Raw genomic sequence first — 20,019 nt, 5'->3', positions numbered from 1 at the left:
TTGTAAAAATTTTTTAAGTTTTTAACTTGAAAAATAATGAATGGCTCTCATATCGGATAACAAGTGAAAGATCACAACAAAATTTTCGAGGAACACATCAATGGCTAAAATTATTGGTATTGACTTAGGTACTACAAACTCATGTGTTGCAGTACTTGAAGGCGATAAAGTTAAAGTAATCGACAACGCTGAAGGCGCTCGTACAACTCCGTCTATTATTGCGTATAAAGATGGCGAGATCCTTGTTGGTCAATCAGCTAAACGTCAAGCGGTAACAAACCCGAAAAATACATTATTTGCGATCAAACGTTTGATCGGTCGTCGTTACGAAGATCAAGCAGTTCAAAAAGATATTGGTCTTGTACCTTACAAAATCATCAAAGCTGACAATGGCGATGCTTGGGTTGATGTAAACGACAAGAAACTAGCACCACAACAAATCTCTGCAGAAGTTCTTAAGAAAATGAAGAAAACTGCGGAAGATTACTTAGGTGAAACAGTTACTGAAGCGGTAGTTACTGTTCCTGCATACTTCAACGATGCTCAACGTCAAGCAACGAAAGATGCTGGTAAAATTGCTGGTTTAGATGTTAAACGTATCATCAACGAACCAACAGCTGCAGCGCTTGCGTTCGGTATGGACAAGAAAGAAGGCGACCGTAAAATCGCGGTTTACGACTTAGGTGGTGGTACTTTCGACGTATCAATCATTGAAATCGCTGACCTTGATGGCGACCAACAAATCGAAGTGTTGTCTACTAATGGTGACACATTCCTTGGTGGTGAAGACTTTGATAACGCGTTAATCGACTTCTTGGTTGAAGAGTTCAAGAAAGAACAAAACGTAAACTTGAAGAACGATCCTCTTGCACTTCAACGTTTGAAAGAAGCTGCTGAGAAAGCGAAGATTGAACTTTCTTCTTCGAATGCAACTGAAATCAACCTTCCATATATCACTGCTGATGCGACTGGTCCTAAACACTTAGTGATCAACGTAACACGTGCGAAATTAGAAGGTCTTGTTGCTGACTTAGTTGCTCGTACAATCGAGCCATGTAAGATTGCACTTAAAGATGCTGGTTTATCAACTTCTGATATCTCTGACGTGATCTTGGTTGGTGGTCAGTCTCGTATGCCACTTGTACAACAAAAAGTACAAGAGTTCTTCGGTAAAGAGCCACGTAAAGACGTGAACCCTGACGAAGCTGTGGCAATGGGTGCTGCGATCCAAGGTGCTGTACTTTCAGGTGATAAGAACGACGTTCTATTACTTGACGTAACACCGTTGACACTTGGTATTGAAACAATGGGTGGCGTGTTAACTCCAATCATCGAGAAAAACACAACAATCCCTGCGAAAAAATCACAAGTGTTCTCTACAGCTGCTGATAACCAGCCTGCAGTAGACATTTCGGTTTATCAAGGTGAACGTAAAATGGCTCAACAAAACAAATTGTTGGGTAACTTCCAATTGGGCGATATCCCACCTGCTCCACGTGGTGTGCCGCAAATTGAAGTATCGTTCGACATCAACGCTGATGGTATCTTGAAAGTATCTGCGAAAGACAAGAGCACTGGTAAAGAGCAATCAATTCAAATTAAAGCAAACTCAGGTTTGAGCGATGCTGAAATTGAAGCGATGATCAAAGATGCTGAAGCGAATGCGGAAGAAGACCGTAAGTTTGAAGAATTAGCAAAAGCGCGTAACGAAGCTGATGCATTAGTTTCTTCTGCTCAAAAAGCAGTAAAAGACCTTGGCGAACAAGTAACTGCTGATGAAAAAACTGCGGTTGAAACTGCTGTTTCAGAACTTGAAGCTGCAACAAAAGAAAATGATGTTGACGCGATCAAATCGAAAACTGAAGCACTTCAAAACATCATCATGCCGATCACTCAACGTGCTTATGAAGCTGCGCAGGGTGCTCAAGGTGGTGCGCAAGGTTTTGATCCAAATGCATTCCAAGGTGATGCTGCTGGTCAACAACAAAAAGCGGACGACGGTGTTGTAGATGCTGAGTTCACTGAAGTTAAAGATGACAAAAAATAATTTGTCACTTTAAATAAAAGACCGCGCGAAAGCGCGGTTTTTTTATTTACATCTTTGAATTTTTAAATGATTATCAGATATTTGTATCTTGCATTGCAGGCATCATAATTTCTTTCACACAAGATGCTCTAGACGTATTAAGCACAAAATGAACGGCAGCAACTACATCAGACACAGGAATTAAAGATTCGTCTGTTTCTTCTAGGACAGATTCTATTGTTGTATCTAGATCAAAATCAGGTGCTAAATATCCAAGATTTAACACCGTAACGCCTATTCGATCCTTTCGTATCAACTCTCTTAAGGCATGGGAAATTCCATGTAATGCAAATTTGGTAGCTGAAAACACTATTTCTTTTCCATTGTGATTGTCTAAACCCCATGTTGAACCAATGAGGATCACTTTGGCATAATCTGATTTCTTTAAATTTTCCAAAATGGATTGTATAGATAAAATACAACTGGTGATATTTGTATTGATGATCGTTTGAATTTCTAATGCTGAGATTGATGAAAAATCATAGTCATGCGTAAAAGCATCTTGCTCCCAAACACCTACATTATAAATAAATACATCTAATGCTTTATCTCCAATTACGTCTTTAATTTTCTTGCATGCTTGGACAGGATAAGCTAAATCAGTTTGAATCCACTCAATCTGGCGTGGTAGTTGTGGGGTTGAGCGTGATATTCCATAGATTAAATCATCATCATTTGGAACTAAAGTAGCTAACGCTTTTCCTAGACCATAACTGATGCCATGAATTAAAAAAGTTTTATTGATTGATGATGGCACTGTCGTTTTTCCAATTTTGTTATTAGATTTCTTATGATCAAATCTCAAGTTAGCTTGAGGTCAAGTTGAATTAAAAACACAAATAAAATAGAAAAATTAAAATGACAGTTTTTATGACGATGACCAAAATAACCTGCCTATTTTAATAAAAAAGCCCAATCTACATTGGGCTCTTTATCACGAATTACTCATCAAACGAACTTTCTAACTCTTCAAGTTCCATCATCAGTTCAAGCATTTTTTCTTCTGCTTGTGCTAATTTTCCTTTAAGCTCAGTTTGTTCATTCATCAATTTTAAAAGATCATCTTTCCGAGACGCATCATAAAGTGATGCCTCCCCTAAAACATCCTCAATTTGAACTAAACGTGGTTGAATCTTTGCAATCTCAGCTTCCAATTTTTCGATATTTTTACGAATTGGGCGGCTCATTTCACGGCGACGCGCAGCTTCTTTACGCTGTGCTTCTTTATCTACTTTAGAAACTACAGGCTTATCGATCACTTGAGATTTTACTGGCTCAGGTGCTTGCTGCCCTTGCTTCATCAACTCTGCACGTGCTTGACGTAACCAGTCTGCATAAGCGACCAGATCACCTTCAAACTCACGACATTTACCGTTATGCACTAGGAGTAATTCATCACAGACACTTGCAATTAATTGGCGTTCATGTGAGACCAACACCACTGCCCCTTCAAAGTCTTGTAGTGCCATAGTTAATGCATGACGCATATCCAAGTCTAAATGGTTGGTCGGTTCATCTAAAATTAAAACATTTGGACGCTGCCAGACAATCAAAGCCAATGCTAAACGTGCACGCTCACCCCCAGAGAAGCTTTCACACGGCGTATCCATACGCTCACCAGAAAAGCCAAAACTTCCTAGGAATGCGCGTAAAGTCGCTTCACTAATCTTTTTATCTGCAATACGAGACAACTGCAACATTGGACTCGCATTACCATCTAATGCATCCATTTGATGTTGGGCGAAATAACCAATATTAAGTAATTCGGATGCTTTGCGTTGACCTTGAATTAAAGGTAAATCACCCACCAATGATTTAATTAATGTGGACTTACCTGCACCATTCATTCCCAGTAAACCGATACGGCTGGTTGGCGTGATTTGTAGTTTCACATTGGTCACAATCAGTTTGTCACCATAACCAATATCAGCACTATCCAGTTGTAACAACGGAGAACTCATTTTGGTGGGTTCACGGAAGCTAAAGGTAAAAGGCGTATCGACATGCGCAGCAGAAAGCTCTTGCATTCGTTCGAGCTGTTTAATACGACTTTGTGCCTGTTTCGCTTTGGTTGCCTTAGCTTTAAAACGATCAATATATTTTTGCAGATGTGCACGTAGCTCGAGCTGTTTCTCATAGGCTTGTTGTTGCTGAGCTAAACGTTCACTTCGGGTACGTTCAAATGTTGAATAGTTGCCGGTATAAAGCGTTAATTCTTGGTTTTCGATATGCAAAATATGGTCGGTAATGGCATCCAAGAAATCACGGTCATGCGAAATCAGTACCAATGTGCCTTCATATGCTTTTAACCAATCTTCTAACCATAAAATAGCGTCTAAATCTAAATGGTTCGTCGGTTCATCAAGTAAGAGTAAATCTGAACGACTCATCAAAGTACGTGCAAGATTTAAACGCATACGCCATCCACCAGAGAAACTTTTTACACTAAGTTCTGACTGATGTTCAAAGAAGCCTAGCCCAGCCATCAGTTGTGATGCTTTAGACGGCGCTGAGTAGCCACTAATTTCATCAAAACGACCATATAGATTTGCCAAATCTTGATCAGATAATCCCTCAGGATGCTCAAGTTTGTGTTGGATATCCCAATACTCTTCATCACCGGATAGAACGAAATCAATCGCTTTCATATCCAGCGCTTTAATCTCTTGCGCCATATGCGCCACTGTCCAAACCGATGGTCGTGTTAATGAGCCACCATCTGATTCCATGCCTCCAAGTAATGCTGAAAACAACGTCGATTTTCCTGCACCATTGACACCTGTTAAACCAATCTTCCAACCAGGGTGAAGTTGCATAGACGCTTTTTCAAATAAAATGCGACCGCCGCGGCGAATGGTAAGTTGGTCTAACTGAATCATAGATATTCAAACAAATAAGTATTGGATGGCGCATTTTAATGGATTTCAACCAGAACAACCAAAAATTAATCCATCTTTCATCTTCATTTCATTCTTGACATAAAAAAGCCATCACTTAGGATGGCTTTTGAATCATTCAAAACTTTATGATTTAGTCAGTAAAAGTTACTTTAGCAATGGCCTTTTTACCTGCTTGAACAATCACTGTTTTATTTTCGTTAATTGAGAATGATGCATCCACCACCTCCCAATCGACTTTAACGGCTCCACGTGAAACAGCATCTTTGGCTTGCGCTGCATTTTTGGTTAAGCCCGCTGCACGAACAATAGAAGCAATAAACATTTCACCACCGAATTCACCACGTGAAATCGTCACTTCTGGCGTTCCTTCAGGAAGCTCACCTTCTGTGATGATATTCCCTGCACCTTTATGTGCATTCGCAGCAGCTTCGCTTCCATGGAAACGCTCCACTAACTCGAGCGCTAAGATACGTTTAATTTCTTGAGGGTTACGACCTTCAGCCATTTCTTTCAATAAGCCTTCGATCTCTTCCATTGACTTGAAGCTCAGCAGTTCGAAATATCGCTCAATTAAGCTGTCTGGCATTGAAAGTACTTTTTGGTACATCGCACCAGGTGCATCAAATACACCAATGTAGTTACCTAAAGATTTAGACATTTTGTTGACGCCATCTAAACCTTCAAGAATTGGTACAGTGATACACACTTGTGGCTCTTGATTATAACGACCTTGTAAAGTACGCCCCATCAACAAGTTAAAGGTCTGATCCGTACCACCTAACTCAACATCTGCCTCGAGCGCGATAGAGTCATAGCCTTGCACCAATGGATATAAAAACTCGTGAATCGCAATCGGCTGTTGGTTGTTATAGCGTTTAGTAAAGTCATCACGTTCAAGCATACGTGCAACCGTTTGCTGTGAAGCCAATTGAATCAGGTCAGCAGCAGTTTTTTGAGCAAACCATTCTGAGTTAAACACCACCTTAGTTTTATTTGGATCAAGAATTTTGAACACTTGTTCCTGATAGGTTTTCGCGTTTTCTAAGACTTGCTCACGTGACAATGGTGGACGAGTTGCACTTTTACCTGTTGGGTCACCAATCATCGCAGTGTAATCACCAATCAAGAAGAATACTTCATGACCTAAGTCTTGAAACACTTTAAGCTTGTTAATTAATACCGTATGACCTAAGTGTAAGTCTGGTGCTGTAGGATCAAAACCCGCCTTAATTTTCAAAGGACGATTCAATTTTAATTTCTTCAGAAGATCTTCTTCTGAAATAATTTCATGTGTGCCTCGTTGAATGAGGGCAAGTTGTTCTTCAGCAGGCAGGAAATTTGACATCACAAAACCCAAATACATCTGTTGTTCAATTTGTGCGATATACTAACACTTTTTCAGCACAATGCAGGCTTAAGAATAATCATGACCACAATCTACATTGGTGTAATGACTGGCACGAGTATGGACGGCGTCGATTTTGTAGCCGCTTCTTTTGATCCATTACAGATCCATGCAACGCTGACATTAGCCTTTGATCCAGATTTACGTGATGAACTGATGGCACTTACTTTGCCAGACGATAATGAAATTGACCGCATGGGTAAAGCTGATGTCGCTTTAGCACAGATGATCGGTCATGGAATCAATCAACTTATACAAGAAAATAATCTCGATAGAACTCAAATAAAAGCCATTGGATCTCATGGTCAAACGATTCGTCATCGTCCCGAACATGGATTTACCCTTCAAATTGGTGATCCCAACATTATTACTGAAATCACTCAAATTCCTGTGGTATCAGATTTTAGACGCCGTGATATGGCTGCTGGTGGTCAAGGTGCACCTCTAGTGCCAGCATTCCATCAAGCCTTATTTCAGCATCCGACGATACACCGTGTGATCTTAAATCTCGGTGGAATTGCCAATGTCAGTATGTTACCTGCGGGTGATCCTAAAGGCGTATATGGTTTTGATACTGGACCAGCCAATATTTTGATGGATGCTTGGTGTGAACGTTACACAGGGCAGCCTTATGATGAAAATGGCAATTGGGCTGCTTATGGTACGCCTATTCGTGCTTTGCTTGATCGTTTGCAATCACATGACTTTTTCTCGAAAGAGCCGCCAAAAAGTACCGGTCGTGAAGACTTTAACTTGGAATGGTTAGATGAACAAATTGCCGATTGGCGTAGCGATGTTGAATACGATGAACTTGAAGATACGCCTGAAAATGTTCAAGCAACGCTGATGAAACTCACGACACGTGCCATTAAAAAAGCCATTTATCGTTCCCCTATGGACACAGGTGAAGTTTATGTCTGTGGAGGTGGTGCATACAACTCACAATTATTAGAACAATTACGTTGGCGTTTACGTAAACATGAGTGGAGTGTTCAAACCACAGCAGATTTGGGATTAGCACCGACTTGGGTGGAGGCGACCGCTTTTGCGTGGTTGGCTATGCGATTTGTAAACCAACTTGCTGGTAATTTACCTGAAGTGACAGGAGCTCAAGGAGATCGAGTTTTAGGAACGATCACTGCGGTTTAAATGAAGAATCGATGTATCCACTATCCTGAGTTGATACATCGATTAACTTAAATAGGTGCAAAATTCAATTTTGAAAGTGCCGAGTTAACAGCAAAGATCCGATGTCTACATTCAGTAAAGCCATTTTCCCTTAAACGCTGAAGATGCATATTTAGATAGTCCTCTGCATCTGCTTGGCTTTTAAATAAGTAAATTCCACCTGCTTCTTTGGATACTTCATTTTCAGTCCAAATTTTCCAAATCAAGCCTTTCTCATTTGCTATTGAATCCGCGAGTGTTTTGAAACTTTCAAACATTTCATGACCCCAAGGTCCATCATAGGGAAAATCAATTTGTAGAATAATTGCCACTCAACTTTTCCTTATATACGCGCATCTTTGATTAAGTCATCAATAGCTTGTGTTAATTTTTCCAATGCCACATGACCAGAGCCTATGATTTTGACATTGTCCCCATGACGTATCACAAAACTTGGGAACCCTTTTATGCCCCAACTTCGGTTAAGCTTGAACTCTTCATAGGTCGCTGTTTGGGTCTCAGGTAATTCAAACAACGTTGAGAATACGTCGAAATCCAGCTCAAACGTTTCACATATACTTCGATAATATTCAAGCTCGTTCGGATCTTCACCATCCACATAAAATTTATATTGGATTGCTGAAAAAAATGCAAAAAGTTTTTCATCATGATGATCATGACCTTGCCAAAGTTGTCGAGCAACGTAGACAGCGCGTGCTGAAGGCTCGGTATCATAATTAAAATGTTCTCTTTCTAACAATTTTTCAGTGAAAGGTTGTTGAGTCAGTCTCTGAATATTTTTCCATTCGTTGCGTAAAAAATTCTTGAAAGTATCGGTCCAAGCATCACCTCCACCAGGTCTTAAACCACCGCTAATCACTTGAAAGCCAATACCATGCTGAATTGCATATTCACGCGCTTGTTTAATGACATTTGAACTTCCCCAACACCATGAGCACATTGGGTCACCTACATAAATCAGGCTGAGGTCAGATGCTACATTGACCACTGCATTTTGGCCTTTTTCCAATTCAGCTACTGAACAAGTACCGGTTTCTAAATCACAATTCATTGTCATTGCTATGTCCTCAATTTGCTAAATCAGATCATTTGCTACATCTGATCGATTGACTTAACTTAGCGGTTCTATAATGATGTGAATAGACAATAAAAATGAAAGGTGGTGTTCGATTTTATGAACAGCTTACCCTACTCAATCGATGACCTATATTGGTTCGTACTGATTGCAGATGCTGGAAGTTTATCCGCGGCAGCAAGACGTTATGATATTGCTAAATCCACGTTATCTAATCGACTTTCAAGACTTGAAGAATCCTTAAATATTAGATTATTAAATCGAAATACCAATTCAAGCTCACTAACTGATGCTGGTAAGATTTTCTTAAAAGAAATCTCCCCCCTATTTCATCAAATTGAATCACTGACGAACGATCTCACACAATTAGAAATACAACCCAAAGGTCGAATTCGAATAGCTGCTTCGGGAACTTTTGGAAAAATGGTGGTATTGCCTTTAATCTCTCAATTTTTAATTGAATACCCACACATTGATATTGAAATTGATTTGAATGACAGCAAAGTTGATTTAATTTCTGAAGGATATGACTTAGCCATCAGACTTGGTGATTTAGCAGACTCTACACTCCATGCTCAAAAGGTTGGACAAGTTCGAAGAATTTTATGTGCCAGTCCGACCTATCAAATGCATTGTGGCATTCCTGAACACCCAGAGCAACTGTGTGATCATCATTTTATCTCGCATAACCGCGAGCTGTCCAAAATCACACTTTTCAAAAACGGTACGATAAAAAAATTTAAAATTTATACCCATTTGATGGTGACACCATCCGAACATGCACTTGCTGCTGTAGAAGCACATTTAGGTATTGCCGCCGTTGCAGAAATCCAAGTGGCCCATCAATTAGTCAACTCAACGTTAATTCATATTTTACCTGAATGGTCTCTAATCCCTGAAGATGTCCACTTGGTTACTCCGAGCTTAAGCTATCGGACCTTAGCTTTGAGACTTTGCTTAACGTTCTTACAAAAACAAATCCCAATACAAATACACCGTTTAATCAACCCATAATATTGTCAGACAATGAACGACCTTCTTTCACCTAGAACTGACCCGTTCAGCCCTAGTTCTATCATCCAAATTTGATAAAGATATGTAAAGGAAAGAGGATATTGATTATGGAAAAACAACAACGAATCACTGAGTTTCCAAAAGGTAATCTTATTTTTGATGTAATAGATAGCGGTCCAATCGATGGCACTCCAATTGTGCTATTACATGGTTTTCCTGAAACATCAAAAATTTGGCAGCATAGTGCCGAAATACTAAACCAACATGGTTTTCGCACCTATGCGTTAAACCAACGTGGATATAGCTTAAGGGCTCAACCAAAGAAACGTGCAGATTATGCCATTCAACATTTAGCAGATGATGTAAATGTTTTACTCGACTTAATTGGAGAGCCTTCATATATCGTAGGACACGACTGGGGCGCAGTCGTTGCTTGGGAAGTTGCTCTACGTTATCCTAATAAAATTAAACATTTGACCGCGATCTCCGTCCCTCACAAAGCAGCATTTATGCGGGCTTTTTACAGCAGTACACAACTTTTTAAATCCTATTATATGGGACTATTTCAGCTTCCATGGATACCTGAGTTGCTCTTTAATAAAACACCTCAAATTGGCGAGGCTTTATTAAAAAATTCTGGAATGACAGTTGAACAATTAAATGACTTTAAACAAGAAATGATTATAGAAAAACGGCTCAGCCCATCACTCAATTGGTATCGAGGTTTACCTTTTAGCTCTAATAAAACGCTATTCAATAAAGTCAAAGTTCCCACTTTATTTATTTGGGGCAAAGATGACGTTGCAATTGATGCTAAAGGGGTTCAGTTCAATCAAAATTATGTTGAAGGTCCATATACGGAAATTCATTTAGAGGCGAATCATTGGATTCCAGTTCAAAATTATCATGAGCTGACTGATTTAATTCTGAAAGAACAGCAAAAATTATCATAAAAAAAGCCCGCTTAGCGGGCTTTTTTTGCTGCATATTAAATTGAGAATGAAGATCCACAACCACATGTCGTTGTCGCATTAGGATTTTGCACGATAAAGCGAGATCCTTCCAAACCTTCGACATAATCAACAACTGAACCAACGAGATATTGATAACTCAGTGAGTCAACAAGCATCTTCACATCACCATTCACAAATTCAGCATCGTCTTCATTTTGAGATTCAGCGAAATTGAATCCGTAAGAAAAACCAGAGCAACCACCACCTGTCACATATACACGTAACATCAAATCTTGATTTCCTTCGCTCTCACGAAGTTGACGAACTTTATTCGCAGCATTGTCAGTCAGCTCAAGTGCTTGGGCAGTCATGATGGATTCCTCAAAAAATTAAATAGGCTTTGAAATTAAAAGACCATATATCAAGTATAACATACTCAATATATGGTCATAACTCGAACTTTAAAGTTTATTCAGAGTAAATTTATCGGATTTAAATGTAACGTCCTATGAACTTATTTGTAGTTCTCATCCTGCAAGCTACATTCGAAGTTTGTCGGTTCATTCTTACAACGGAACTGCCAAAGTAGTTTCATCATTTGTTTGTTGTAAACACCTTGTTTAGTAAGTGCAATACGAGATTCACGCATTAATTTTTGATAACCAGGTTTATCTCCAGCTGGAACATTCATCCAATATTTAGCCGGAATATCCGCTTTCATTTTGCCTAAAATTTGATTCGCACGTGGTAATTGTGTTTTCACCCAATCACGCGATTTCTGTCCGAAACCTTCAGGGAATTTATCATGACGAATGATGATATTACCGGTCACTTGAAGAATTGGATAATTCACAATTGCACCTTTCGTTCCTAGCCCTTTATGAAGTTCTAAAGGACGGAATACCGCTGCTGGTGCACCAATAATATCAACTTGGCCATTATTGAATTTACTCCCAAAATTAGTGACATCAGAACTCACTGCTTGCGCACCAATTTGCTGTACCATAATTTTTTGTGCCTGATCATAATCAAGTACGGCGATCTTTTTACCCGCAGCTTTAGCAACCGTATTAATACTACGATCACGCACCATTAAATAAGCATCGCCAACAGGAATCACTCCTGCAACTTCATAGTTGCCATTTTTCATATGCTTTGCAAAGGTTGGACTTGCTAAACCTTGCATAACTTTGACAGCTAAATTGAGATTAGTAATCGCACCAATGGCATCTAAAGAGCCAGTGAAATTATTAAACTGACGACCGCGCATCCCTGTGATACTGACACCGTCACATTTACCTGCTTTGAAATCTTCAGCAATTACGCCTTCATTTTGTCCGACTTTAAGCTCAATATCAGCTCCCCACTGCTTAGCAGCAAGTTGATAATCTTTCATTAACGCATAGACATCGCCGTTTTTCCCGACGAGATCAAACACGCAGACGACTTGCTTTGCTTGTGAAGCCGTTGCAGCAGTCATTAAACCTGCTGATAATAATAATGTTTTGGTTAAATTCATTTTATTGTTTCCTATTCCTTCTTTCTTATAGTCTCGAATATCCCATATCGAACACCTTAAACTTCAGTGTCAGTGTGTTGAACTAAAATGAGATTACACGATCCAATTGTGTAGATACTGATCCTGAGATGCTGTATGTATATGGTTTTTAGATACAGATCATTTAAATACTACTTATTGTGATTAAAGCATACTTTTTTCTTATAAATGTGCATTGGCGAAAATGACATAAAATGAATAAAAAAAATCCTAGACCAGGTCTAGGATTTTTTCTTTAAAAATCAGAACTATTCACCACCAAGTGAACATTCGAAGTTGGATTTATCGACAGAGCAACGTGCTTTCTTAAGAACAGACATCATCTCTTTGTCATAAATACCTTGTTTAGTGAGATCCATACGACCATCACGAAGTAGTTTTTGATATTTCAGCTTTTCTTCAGCTGAGAATTGCATTTTGTACTTAGCAGGAATTTCACCCTCTAAACGCTTGATCATTGCGTAGCTTTTCGGCAAGTTTTTAACAAACCAATCACGTGATTTTTGACCAAACCCTTCAGGGAATTTTTCAGGCTTCATCACAAAGTTTGCTGTAATGTGTACCACAGGGAAATCAAACATTGCCCCTGTACTACCTAAACCTTTATAAATTTCAAGAGGCTTATAGGCATATGCTGGTGCACCCACCATATCTACCTGACCATTATTGAACTTCGCAACAAAGTTTGAAACATCAGATCCGACTGCTTGAGCACCGACACGTTGCACCATAATTTTTTGTGCGGGGTCATAGCTTAATACTGCGAATTTCTTACCTGCAGCTTTTTCGATTGAATCAATTTTTTTATCACGCACGAAAATATATGCTGCCCCTAGTGGTGCAATACCAGCCACTTCATATTTTTTCCCACCGAGATTTGTGACCATCTTTGCAGCATTACGTTTGTCTAAAGCAAAAGTAATCGCACGTTGTGCAATTGCATTTGATGGTGCGCCACCTAAAGAGTCAATCGAACCCACAAACTTGTTATATTGACGAGCACGCATCGCTGTTAAGAAAACAGCATCACACTTACCTGCTTTAAAATCATTATCGGCTACAGCCTCATCTTGACGTGGAATCAGATTGATATCTGCACCCCAGCCCTTTGCTGCCAATGCCCATTCTTGAGCCATTTGAAACGATTCACCAGACTTACCGAGTAAATCAAATACACACACATCAACCTTTGCTTGAGCAGTTGAAACCATACCCATGGTTGAAGCCGCCAATAAAGCCAGAGTTGTTTTTTTCATTCTTAGTTCCTTTTAAGCATTTAAATGGATTCTTTTCCATGACAAAAATTTTAATCACTCTCTATTTAAAAAAATAGAGCTATTGCTCTATTTTTTATTATCTAATTATAAGTTATTGAATTTTATATTTTTAATTATTTATTAATTTCGTAAATGCTTATTTAATTATCTTTATATTTCATATAATAAATAAAATATGTGACTTCAAGCACATCATTTTATTGAAATTAATTCCCAAAAAATGACTTAAGATTTTAGATTGATACAAAAAAAGCACTCCTAAGAGTGCTTTTTTTAACTTATAGCATTAAGCATCAATATCTGCATTCAATGCATTCTCTTCAATAAATGCACGACGTGGTTCAACATCATCACCCATGAGACAAGAGAACATGCGATCTGCTTCAATTGCATCATCAATCGTCACTTGAAGCATATTACGATTTTCAGGATCCATCGTGGTTTCCCAAAGCTGCTCTGCATTCATCTCGCCCAAGCCTTTATAGCGTTGGATCATCATGCCACGGCGTGAATCTGCCAATACTTGTTGCCATACTTGATGGAAGTTAGCAACATTGACTTTACGCTCACCTTTTTGCAAATAAGCCCCGTCTTCAAGTAACGTAAACCAACTCTTTGAGTTTTGAAGTAAACGTTTATATTCACCTGAACCCAATAAACCAGCATCTAATAAATAGTGATGAGGAAGGTTGTGTACATACACTGTTAAACGTGGCCAATAATGTGTTTCACGTGAACCATCTGCGAGTTCTTTTTCGAATGCTTCGAGCGTGAATTCAGGTCTTAAGCTTGGCTGTTGTGTTTCAATTGCTTGACGCAATTGCTCAGCCCAAGACGTCACATAAGCTTCATCTTGATTTTGATCTAATTTAAATGCATCTAAACCAAGTAAAGCATCTAACAAAGTTGCAGGATAACGAATCGTTAATCGCTGTAAGCTTTTTTGTGATGTCTGATAATCAGCAATGACTTTTGCAAGCGCTTCACCACGAATCGCAGGTGCGTCAGCACTGATATGTAATGCCAACTCATCAATTGCATTAGAAATTAAATATGTTTCAAGCGCATCATTATCTTTAATATACTGCTCTTGCTTACCTTTCTTTAATTTATAAAGTGGTGGCTGAGCAATATAAATATGACCACGTTCCACTAATTCCGGCATTTGACGGAAGAAGAACGTTAATAACAGCGTACGAATATGTGAACCATCCACGTCCGCATCGGTCATAATAATAATTTTGTGGTAACGTAATTTGTCTGGATTATATTCTTCACGACCGATACCACAACCTAATGCTGTAATCAGTGTTCCGACCTCAGCAGAAGAAATCATCTTGTCAAAACGAGCACGTTCCACGTTTAAGATTTTACCTTTGAGCGGTAAAATCGCTTGCATTTTACGGTTACGACCTTGTTTCGCTGAACCACCTGCTGAATCACCCTCGACAAGATATAGTTCAGATAAAGCTGGATCTTTTTCTTGACAGTCCGCCAATTTACCAGGAAGACCTGCTATATCAAGCGCACTCTTACGGCGAGTCATTTCACGTGCTTTACGCGCCGCATCGCGTGCACGTGCGGCATCAATAATTTTACCCGCAATTGATTTAGCTGCAGCTGGATTTTCAAGAAGATACTCTGAAAAAGCTTTATTCATTGCTTGTTCAACAGCAGGTTTTACCTCGCTCGATACCAGTTTTTCTTTGGTTTGAGAAGAGAATTTTGGATCAGGAACTTTCACTGAAACAATTGCTGTTAAACCTTCACGTGCATCATCACCAGAAACTGCAACCTTCTCTTTTTTGAGTAAGTTTTCGTTTTCCATGTAGTTATTAAGGCCACGAGTTAAAGCAGCTCGGAAACCAGCTAAGTGAGTACCACCATCTTTTTGAGGAATGTTATTGGTAAAGCAACGTACGTTTTCTTGGTACGTATCATTCCATTGCAATGCAACTTCAACACCAATGCCATTATCAGCTTGCGTGGTAAAGTGAAAAATATCGTTAAGATGCGTTTTTCCTTCGTTAATGTATTTAACGAATTCTGATAAACCACCCTCATAATCAAATACATGTTCTAAACCAACACGTTCGTCACGTAGAACAATTCGGACGCCCGCATTTAAAAATGACAGTTCACGTAAACGACGAGCTAAAATATCGACATTGAAAATGGTCTGACTGAATGTTTCAGCACTTGGATAAAAACGTACACGAGTACCTGAGCGATCTGTATCGCCCACCACCTTTAAAGGGTATTGAGGGTCACCATGGCGGTATTCTTGTTCATGAATTTTACCAGCACGATGAATTGTGAGTTCCAGTTTACTAGACAAAGCATTTACAACTGAAACACCCACACCATGTAAGCCACCAGAAACTTTATAGCTGTTGTCATCAAACTTACCACCCGCATGAAGAATCGTTAAGATGACTTCAGCAGCAGATACACCTTCTTCAGGGTGAATATCTGTGGGAATTCCACGACCATTATCTGCGACAGAAACAGATTCGTCTTCGTGAATGGTAACTAGAATTTCATCACAGTGACCAGCAAGGGCTTCATCAATCGAGTTGTCCACCACTTCAAACACCATATGGTGTAAACCAGTACCATCATCCGTATCACCAATATACATGCCTGGACGCTTACGTACTGCATCTAAACCACGTAATACCTTGATGCTAGAGGAATCATAAGCCTTTTCAATGGTTTGTTCTGTTTGAGAAGCAGCTTGATCTTCTGAACTCATGGTTACTCCCTAGTGAAAAAAAGGTCTATCCAAAGATGGAGAAAACTTCAAAAAATTATTGCACAACAACTTGAACAGAACCGTTTTCAACATTGAATAATTGATAGGAAATAGACAAATCATGTAAATGCTTTTGTACAGATTCATGGTCTAAAGTGGTAATGAAAACTTGACTACCAAGTTGGCTCAATCGCTCAATTAAACGTTGTTGTGCGGTTATATCTAATTCTGCTGTCACATCATCTAATAATACCACAGTTTCCTTATTAGACGCATGCAACATTGCGATCTGTGACAATTTTAAAGCCATGATTAATAATTTTTTTTGCCCCCGTGACAGTACGGCATCTGCATCTCCTGTTGGGGTTTTTAACTTTAAATCTGCACGGTGTGGACCATATTCTGTATAGCGTCTTTCGCAGTCTTTTTGATGATACAAAATCAAGTCTTCAGCCAAGCCATGTTCCACATGAAAGCCTGCTGCATACTCCATATGGATCTCGATATCTGGTAATAGTGTTTTAAGATCTTGCTGAAAAAATATCTGCCACTGTTCAACAATAGCCTGACGTTGTAAATGTAATATTTCACCGTACTCACTAAGCATTTTGTTCCATGCTTCTAAATCTTGCACCGTCAGATTACGTTTTGATTTTAATAAGCTATTTCGTTGTTTTAATGCTCTAGAATAAAATTGCCATGCATAGTAAAAATCTGGTTCCACGTGAAACATTAACCAATCAAGCAATTGTCGTCTTGGTTTAGCTCCGTGATCAATAATATCTGTACTCAGAGGGTCAATAAGCTGTAATGGTAAAATTTTGGCTAGCTGTCCTTGCGTGGCAATACTATCCCCATTCACTTTAATATTTTGCTCACCTGTAATTAGCTTTTGCATACCAATCTTTTCAGTAGCAGACTGTGCAAATACAATCGCATCCTGCATTTGATTTTGAATGTAATGTTTAGGAATATGTGTACGAAAAGATCGACCAGTGGCCAATAAGTGAATTGCTTCTAATATAGACGTTTTTCCTGAACCATTTTGTCCATAAAAAACATTAAACGGTTGCAACTCTTGGAGTGCAACCGCTTTTAAATTTCTCACACGCTGGATATTTAAACGCGTAATGAACATGACCAGATTAAACTAAATCAAAAACAACATTAAACACGCATCGGCATGACGACATAAGTTTGATCTTGATGAGCAGGATCTTGAACCAATACAGATTGGTTTGCCTCAGTCATTGTCATTAATACATCATCACCATCCAGCACATTCAATACATCCAAAATGTATTGTGCGTTGAATGACATTTCCATAGGTGCATTATTGTATTGAATCGCAAGATCTTCAACTGCCTCATCTTGCTCTGGATTATTGGCACGAAGTTGCAGTGAATCTGGATTGAAGTTTAAAAATACTCCACGTAATTTTTCATTACTCAGGATAGCAACTCGCTGTAATGATTGTTTGAAAATATCATGTGCAATCGTAACTGTTTTATCACCGCCACGAGGAATAACACGTCGATAATCAGGGAATTTACCATCAATTAATTTTGTAGTAATACGAACAGTAATATCACCCTGCTCTTTATCACGGCTTGGAATTGTCAAAGTAACATTCAGGAGCTCACGACCAATTAACAGCGAGAGTTGATTATCTTCGATACTCAATAGACGCTGTAATTCACCGACCGCTTTACGAGGCACAATTGCTTGCACTAACTGCGAAGCATTTGAACTGGCCAATGTTTCACAAAGAGCAAGACGATGTCCATCTGTCGTCACTGCACGAAGCTGATTTTCATCAATTTCAAGTAAAGTACCTGTAAGATAAAAACGGACATCCTGAACAGCCATCGCAAAAGAGGTTTTTTCAAATAAACGTTTTAGTTCACGTTCAGTGACCTGAACTTGAGTCCCTTGACTATTTTCAGTCGTTAATAAAGGGTAATCCTCAGCAGATAATGTTCCTAATACAAAGCGGCTATTACCAGATTTCAAAATACAACGCTGGTCTTCTGTGATTTGTAAATCAATCAGTGCTGCTGTCGGTAAAGATTTACAGATATCCATCAATTTACGTGCGGGTACTGTAGTTTGACCTGCTTGTAAACATGCTCCCTCTAAAAGCGTTGTACTCGCAACAAGTTCAACTTCAAGATCGGAACCTGTAATCGTCAGTGCATCTTGAGTAACCTGAACTTTGACGTTTGAAAGAATATTTAACGTATGGCGACGTTCTACAGCACCTACAACATGAGACAAAACATTGAGTAAGCTTTCTTTCGCGATCTTCAAACGCACGATGGATTTCCTCTAAAAACAGTATATCGACGACAGACTAAAACACTTTTAATCATGTACTATGCGGCAGAATATGCCGCATTGCAAGAATAGAATTTAAACAGATTTAGCTTTGTAATAAGCGCATTAAATTTTTGTAATCTTCATTAAAGATGGGATCTTCAGCACACAAACTCTGCACTTTTTCACAGGCATGCATGACTGTACTGTGATCACGACCACCAAATGCCATGCCAATTTCAGGAAAACTGTCGCCCGTTAATTCTCTCGCAAGCCCCATTGCTAATTGACGTGGTCGAGCATAGATACGAGTTCGTTTAGGTCCAACCAACTCTTTCAATGGGATACGAAAATATTCACTGACTACACGCTGAATATTTTCGGTGCTAATAGTACGAGCACGAATCGCAAGAACATCTTTCAGTGATTCTCGCACCACATCTAAGTCGATTGGTGTCCCTTTAAAACGAGAAATCGCGACGACTTTATTTAATGCACCCTCAAGTTCACGTACGTTTGCCACAACTTGCTGTGCAATAAAGAGCGCACAGTTACGAGGCAAATCGATACCATTACTTTCAGCTTTTTTAAGTAAAATCTCAATTCGAGTTTCAATATCAGGCGGTTCTACCCCTACCGATAATCCCCATGAAAAGCGAGATACCAAACGAGGATCTAACTCGGTCAACTCTTTAGGATAGCGATCTGAGGTCAAAATAATTTGTTTAGATTCATCTAATAAGGCATTAAACGTGTAAAAAAACTCAACTAAGCTGGCTTCTTTACCTGCAAGTAAATGGATATCATCCACTAAAAGTAAGTCCAGTGAACGGCAATTTTTTTTAAATTCTTCGACTTTACCTTGTTGAAGTGAACTCACAAAATCCTGAACAAAACTTTCAGCAGTCATGTACATCACACGAGCATTTGGTTTAGCTTGTAATAAAGCATTACCCACTGCTTGCATCAAGTGTGTCTTACCTAAACCAGTCGGACCGTATAAAAATAACGGGTTATGTTGAGGTTCGCCTAACTGAGTTAACACTTTACGGCAGGTTTCTGCCGCCATCTGATTTGAACGCCCTTCGACGAACAATGCAAAATTAAACAGCGGATTTAATAATCGTTTTTTTGATGTTTTTGTATTTTGCTGCTCATTGCTTTCTTTTTTTGCTCTGACTACAGGTGCTGCTGCTGAAGACTCAAGCGCTGCAGTTGTTGTCGCAGGTTGCTCTGAAGCAGATAAAATCGCGCCTGGTCGTGAGTCGACTAAAATTTCAACTTTACAAACACGTCCTTCAGACATTTGTTCTGCAAGAATGCTAATTAATTCTAAATGATGTTCTTGAATATAGCGTGTCCAGTAAGGATTAGGTGCATAAAGCTTTAAAACACCATCTACCTCTTCGGCAACCAATGGACGTATCCACATTGCAAAGACATTATCTGAGAGCTCTTGTCGCAAGCGATTTAAGCAGTCTGTCCACAGCAT

16 protein-coding genes are annotated in these 20,019 nt (G+C 39.1%); 4 read left to right on the top strand and 12 right to left on the bottom strand.

Going from position 1 to position 20,019, the window contains the following annotated elements:
* Positions 1-100: 100 nt before the first annotated feature.
* Positions 101-2,047: a molecular chaperone DnaK gene (dnaK, locus tag AC1M9E_RS00080; RefSeq protein ID WP_488224879.1), complete on the top strand. Its 1,947-nt coding sequence runs from the start codon at positions 101-103 to the stop codon at positions 2,045-2,047.
* A gap of 73 nt (positions 2,048-2,120) precedes the next feature.
* On the opposite strand, the gene AC1M9E_RS00075 is transcribed toward dnaK, so the two are convergent.
* From AC1M9E_RS00075 to tyrS, 3 genes are all read right to left on the bottom strand, one after another.
* Complete coding sequence (locus tag AC1M9E_RS00075) at positions 2,121-2,843, bottom strand: SDR family oxidoreductase (RefSeq protein WP_488224878.1); 723 nt, start codon at positions 2,841-2,843, stop codon at positions 2,121-2,123.
* A 184-nt stretch (positions 2,844-3,027) separates the two neighbouring features.
* The gene (locus tag AC1M9E_RS00070) at positions 3,028-4,965 is read right to left on the bottom strand and encodes an ATP-binding cassette domain-containing protein (RefSeq protein ID WP_488224877.1); all 1,938 of its coding nucleotides are present in this window, start codon (positions 4,963-4,965) and stop codon (positions 3,028-3,030) included.
* A 151-nt stretch (positions 4,966-5,116) separates the two neighbouring features.
* On the bottom strand, positions 5,117-6,349 hold the full coding sequence (gene tyrS / locus AC1M9E_RS00065) for a tyrosine--tRNA ligase (RefSeq protein WP_171076798.1): 1,233 nt from the start codon (positions 6,347-6,349) through the stop codon (positions 5,117-5,119).
* A 63-nt stretch (positions 6,350-6,412) separates the two neighbouring features.
* Here tyrS and AC1M9E_RS00060 point away from each other — a divergent pair, with 63 nt between their 5' ends.
* On the top strand, positions 6,413-7,540 hold the full coding sequence (locus AC1M9E_RS00060) for an anhydro-N-acetylmuramic acid kinase (protein ID WP_035269457.1): 1,128 nt from the start codon (positions 6,413-6,415) through the stop codon (positions 7,538-7,540).
* Between the two features lie 47 nt (positions 7,541-7,587).
* Here AC1M9E_RS00060 and AC1M9E_RS00055 read toward each other — a convergent pair whose 3' ends face one another.
* Entirely contained in the window at positions 7,588-7,890 is a 303-nt protein-coding gene (locus AC1M9E_RS00055; protein ID WP_481612125.1) for a monooxygenase, read from the bottom strand.
* Positions 7,891-7,901: 11 nt separating this feature from the next.
* Entirely contained in the window at positions 7,902-8,636 is a 735-nt protein-coding gene (locus AC1M9E_RS00050) for a DsbA family protein (protein ID WP_488224876.1), read from the bottom strand.
* A 117-nt stretch (positions 8,637-8,753) separates the two neighbouring features.
* Between AC1M9E_RS00050 and AC1M9E_RS00045 the strand changes: the two genes are divergently transcribed.
* A complete protein-coding gene (locus tag AC1M9E_RS00045; protein ID WP_488224875.1) occupies positions 8,754-9,668 on the top strand; it encodes a LysR family transcriptional regulator in 915 nt (304 codons plus the stop codon).
* 107 nt (positions 9,669-9,775) lie between these two features.
* Complete coding sequence (locus AC1M9E_RS00040) at positions 9,776-10,621, top strand: alpha/beta fold hydrolase (protein ID WP_488224874.1); 846 nt, start codon at positions 9,776-9,778, stop codon at positions 10,619-10,621.
* A 35-nt stretch (positions 10,622-10,656) separates the two neighbouring features.
* Here the strand turns inward: AC1M9E_RS00040 and erpA are convergent, their stop codons facing one another.
* The 7 genes from erpA to dnaA all read right to left on the bottom strand — a co-directional run bounded on the left by erpA (position 10,657) and on the right by dnaA (position 20,019).
* The gene (erpA, locus tag AC1M9E_RS00035) at positions 10,657-10,992 is read right to left on the bottom strand and encodes an iron-sulfur cluster insertion protein ErpA (protein WP_035268624.1); all 336 of its coding nucleotides are present in this window, start codon (positions 10,990-10,992) and stop codon (positions 10,657-10,659) included.
* A 143-nt stretch (positions 10,993-11,135) separates the two neighbouring features.
* Positions 11,136-12,140: a putative solute-binding protein gene (locus AC1M9E_RS00030; protein ID WP_035268621.1), complete on the bottom strand. Its 1,005-nt coding sequence runs from the start codon at positions 12,138-12,140 to the stop codon at positions 11,136-11,138.
* Between the two features lie 287 nt (positions 12,141-12,427).
* Positions 12,428-13,435: a putative solute-binding protein gene (locus tag AC1M9E_RS00025; protein ID WP_481589590.1), complete on the bottom strand. Its 1,008-nt coding sequence runs from the start codon at positions 13,433-13,435 to the stop codon at positions 12,428-12,430.
* Between the two features lie 307 nt (positions 13,436-13,742).
* Entirely contained in the window at positions 13,743-16,211 is a 2,469-nt protein-coding gene (gene gyrB, locus AC1M9E_RS00020) for a DNA topoisomerase (ATP-hydrolyzing) subunit B (protein ID WP_035268615.1), read from the bottom strand.
* 55 nt (positions 16,212-16,266) lie between these two features.
* Entirely contained in the window at positions 16,267-17,349 is a 1,083-nt protein-coding gene (recF, locus tag AC1M9E_RS00015) for a DNA replication/repair protein RecF (protein ID WP_035268612.1), read from the bottom strand.
* A gap of 29 nt (positions 17,350-17,378) precedes the next feature.
* Positions 17,379-18,527, bottom strand: coding sequence for a DNA polymerase III subunit beta (gene dnaN / locus AC1M9E_RS00010; RefSeq protein ID WP_180028822.1), 1,149 nt, complete (start codon positions 18,525-18,527; stop codon positions 17,379-17,381).
* A 106-nt stretch (positions 18,528-18,633) separates the two neighbouring features.
* Positions 18,634-20,019: a chromosomal replication initiator protein DnaA gene (gene dnaA, locus AC1M9E_RS00005; protein ID WP_035268607.1), complete on the bottom strand. Its 1,386-nt coding sequence runs from the start codon at positions 20,017-20,019 to the stop codon at positions 18,634-18,636.

Source organism: Acinetobacter sp. 24-47-47, assembly GCF_057737035.1.
The sequence above is the reverse complement of the archived record's forward strand: the minus strand, read 5'-3'. Positions and strand labels throughout refer to the sequence as shown.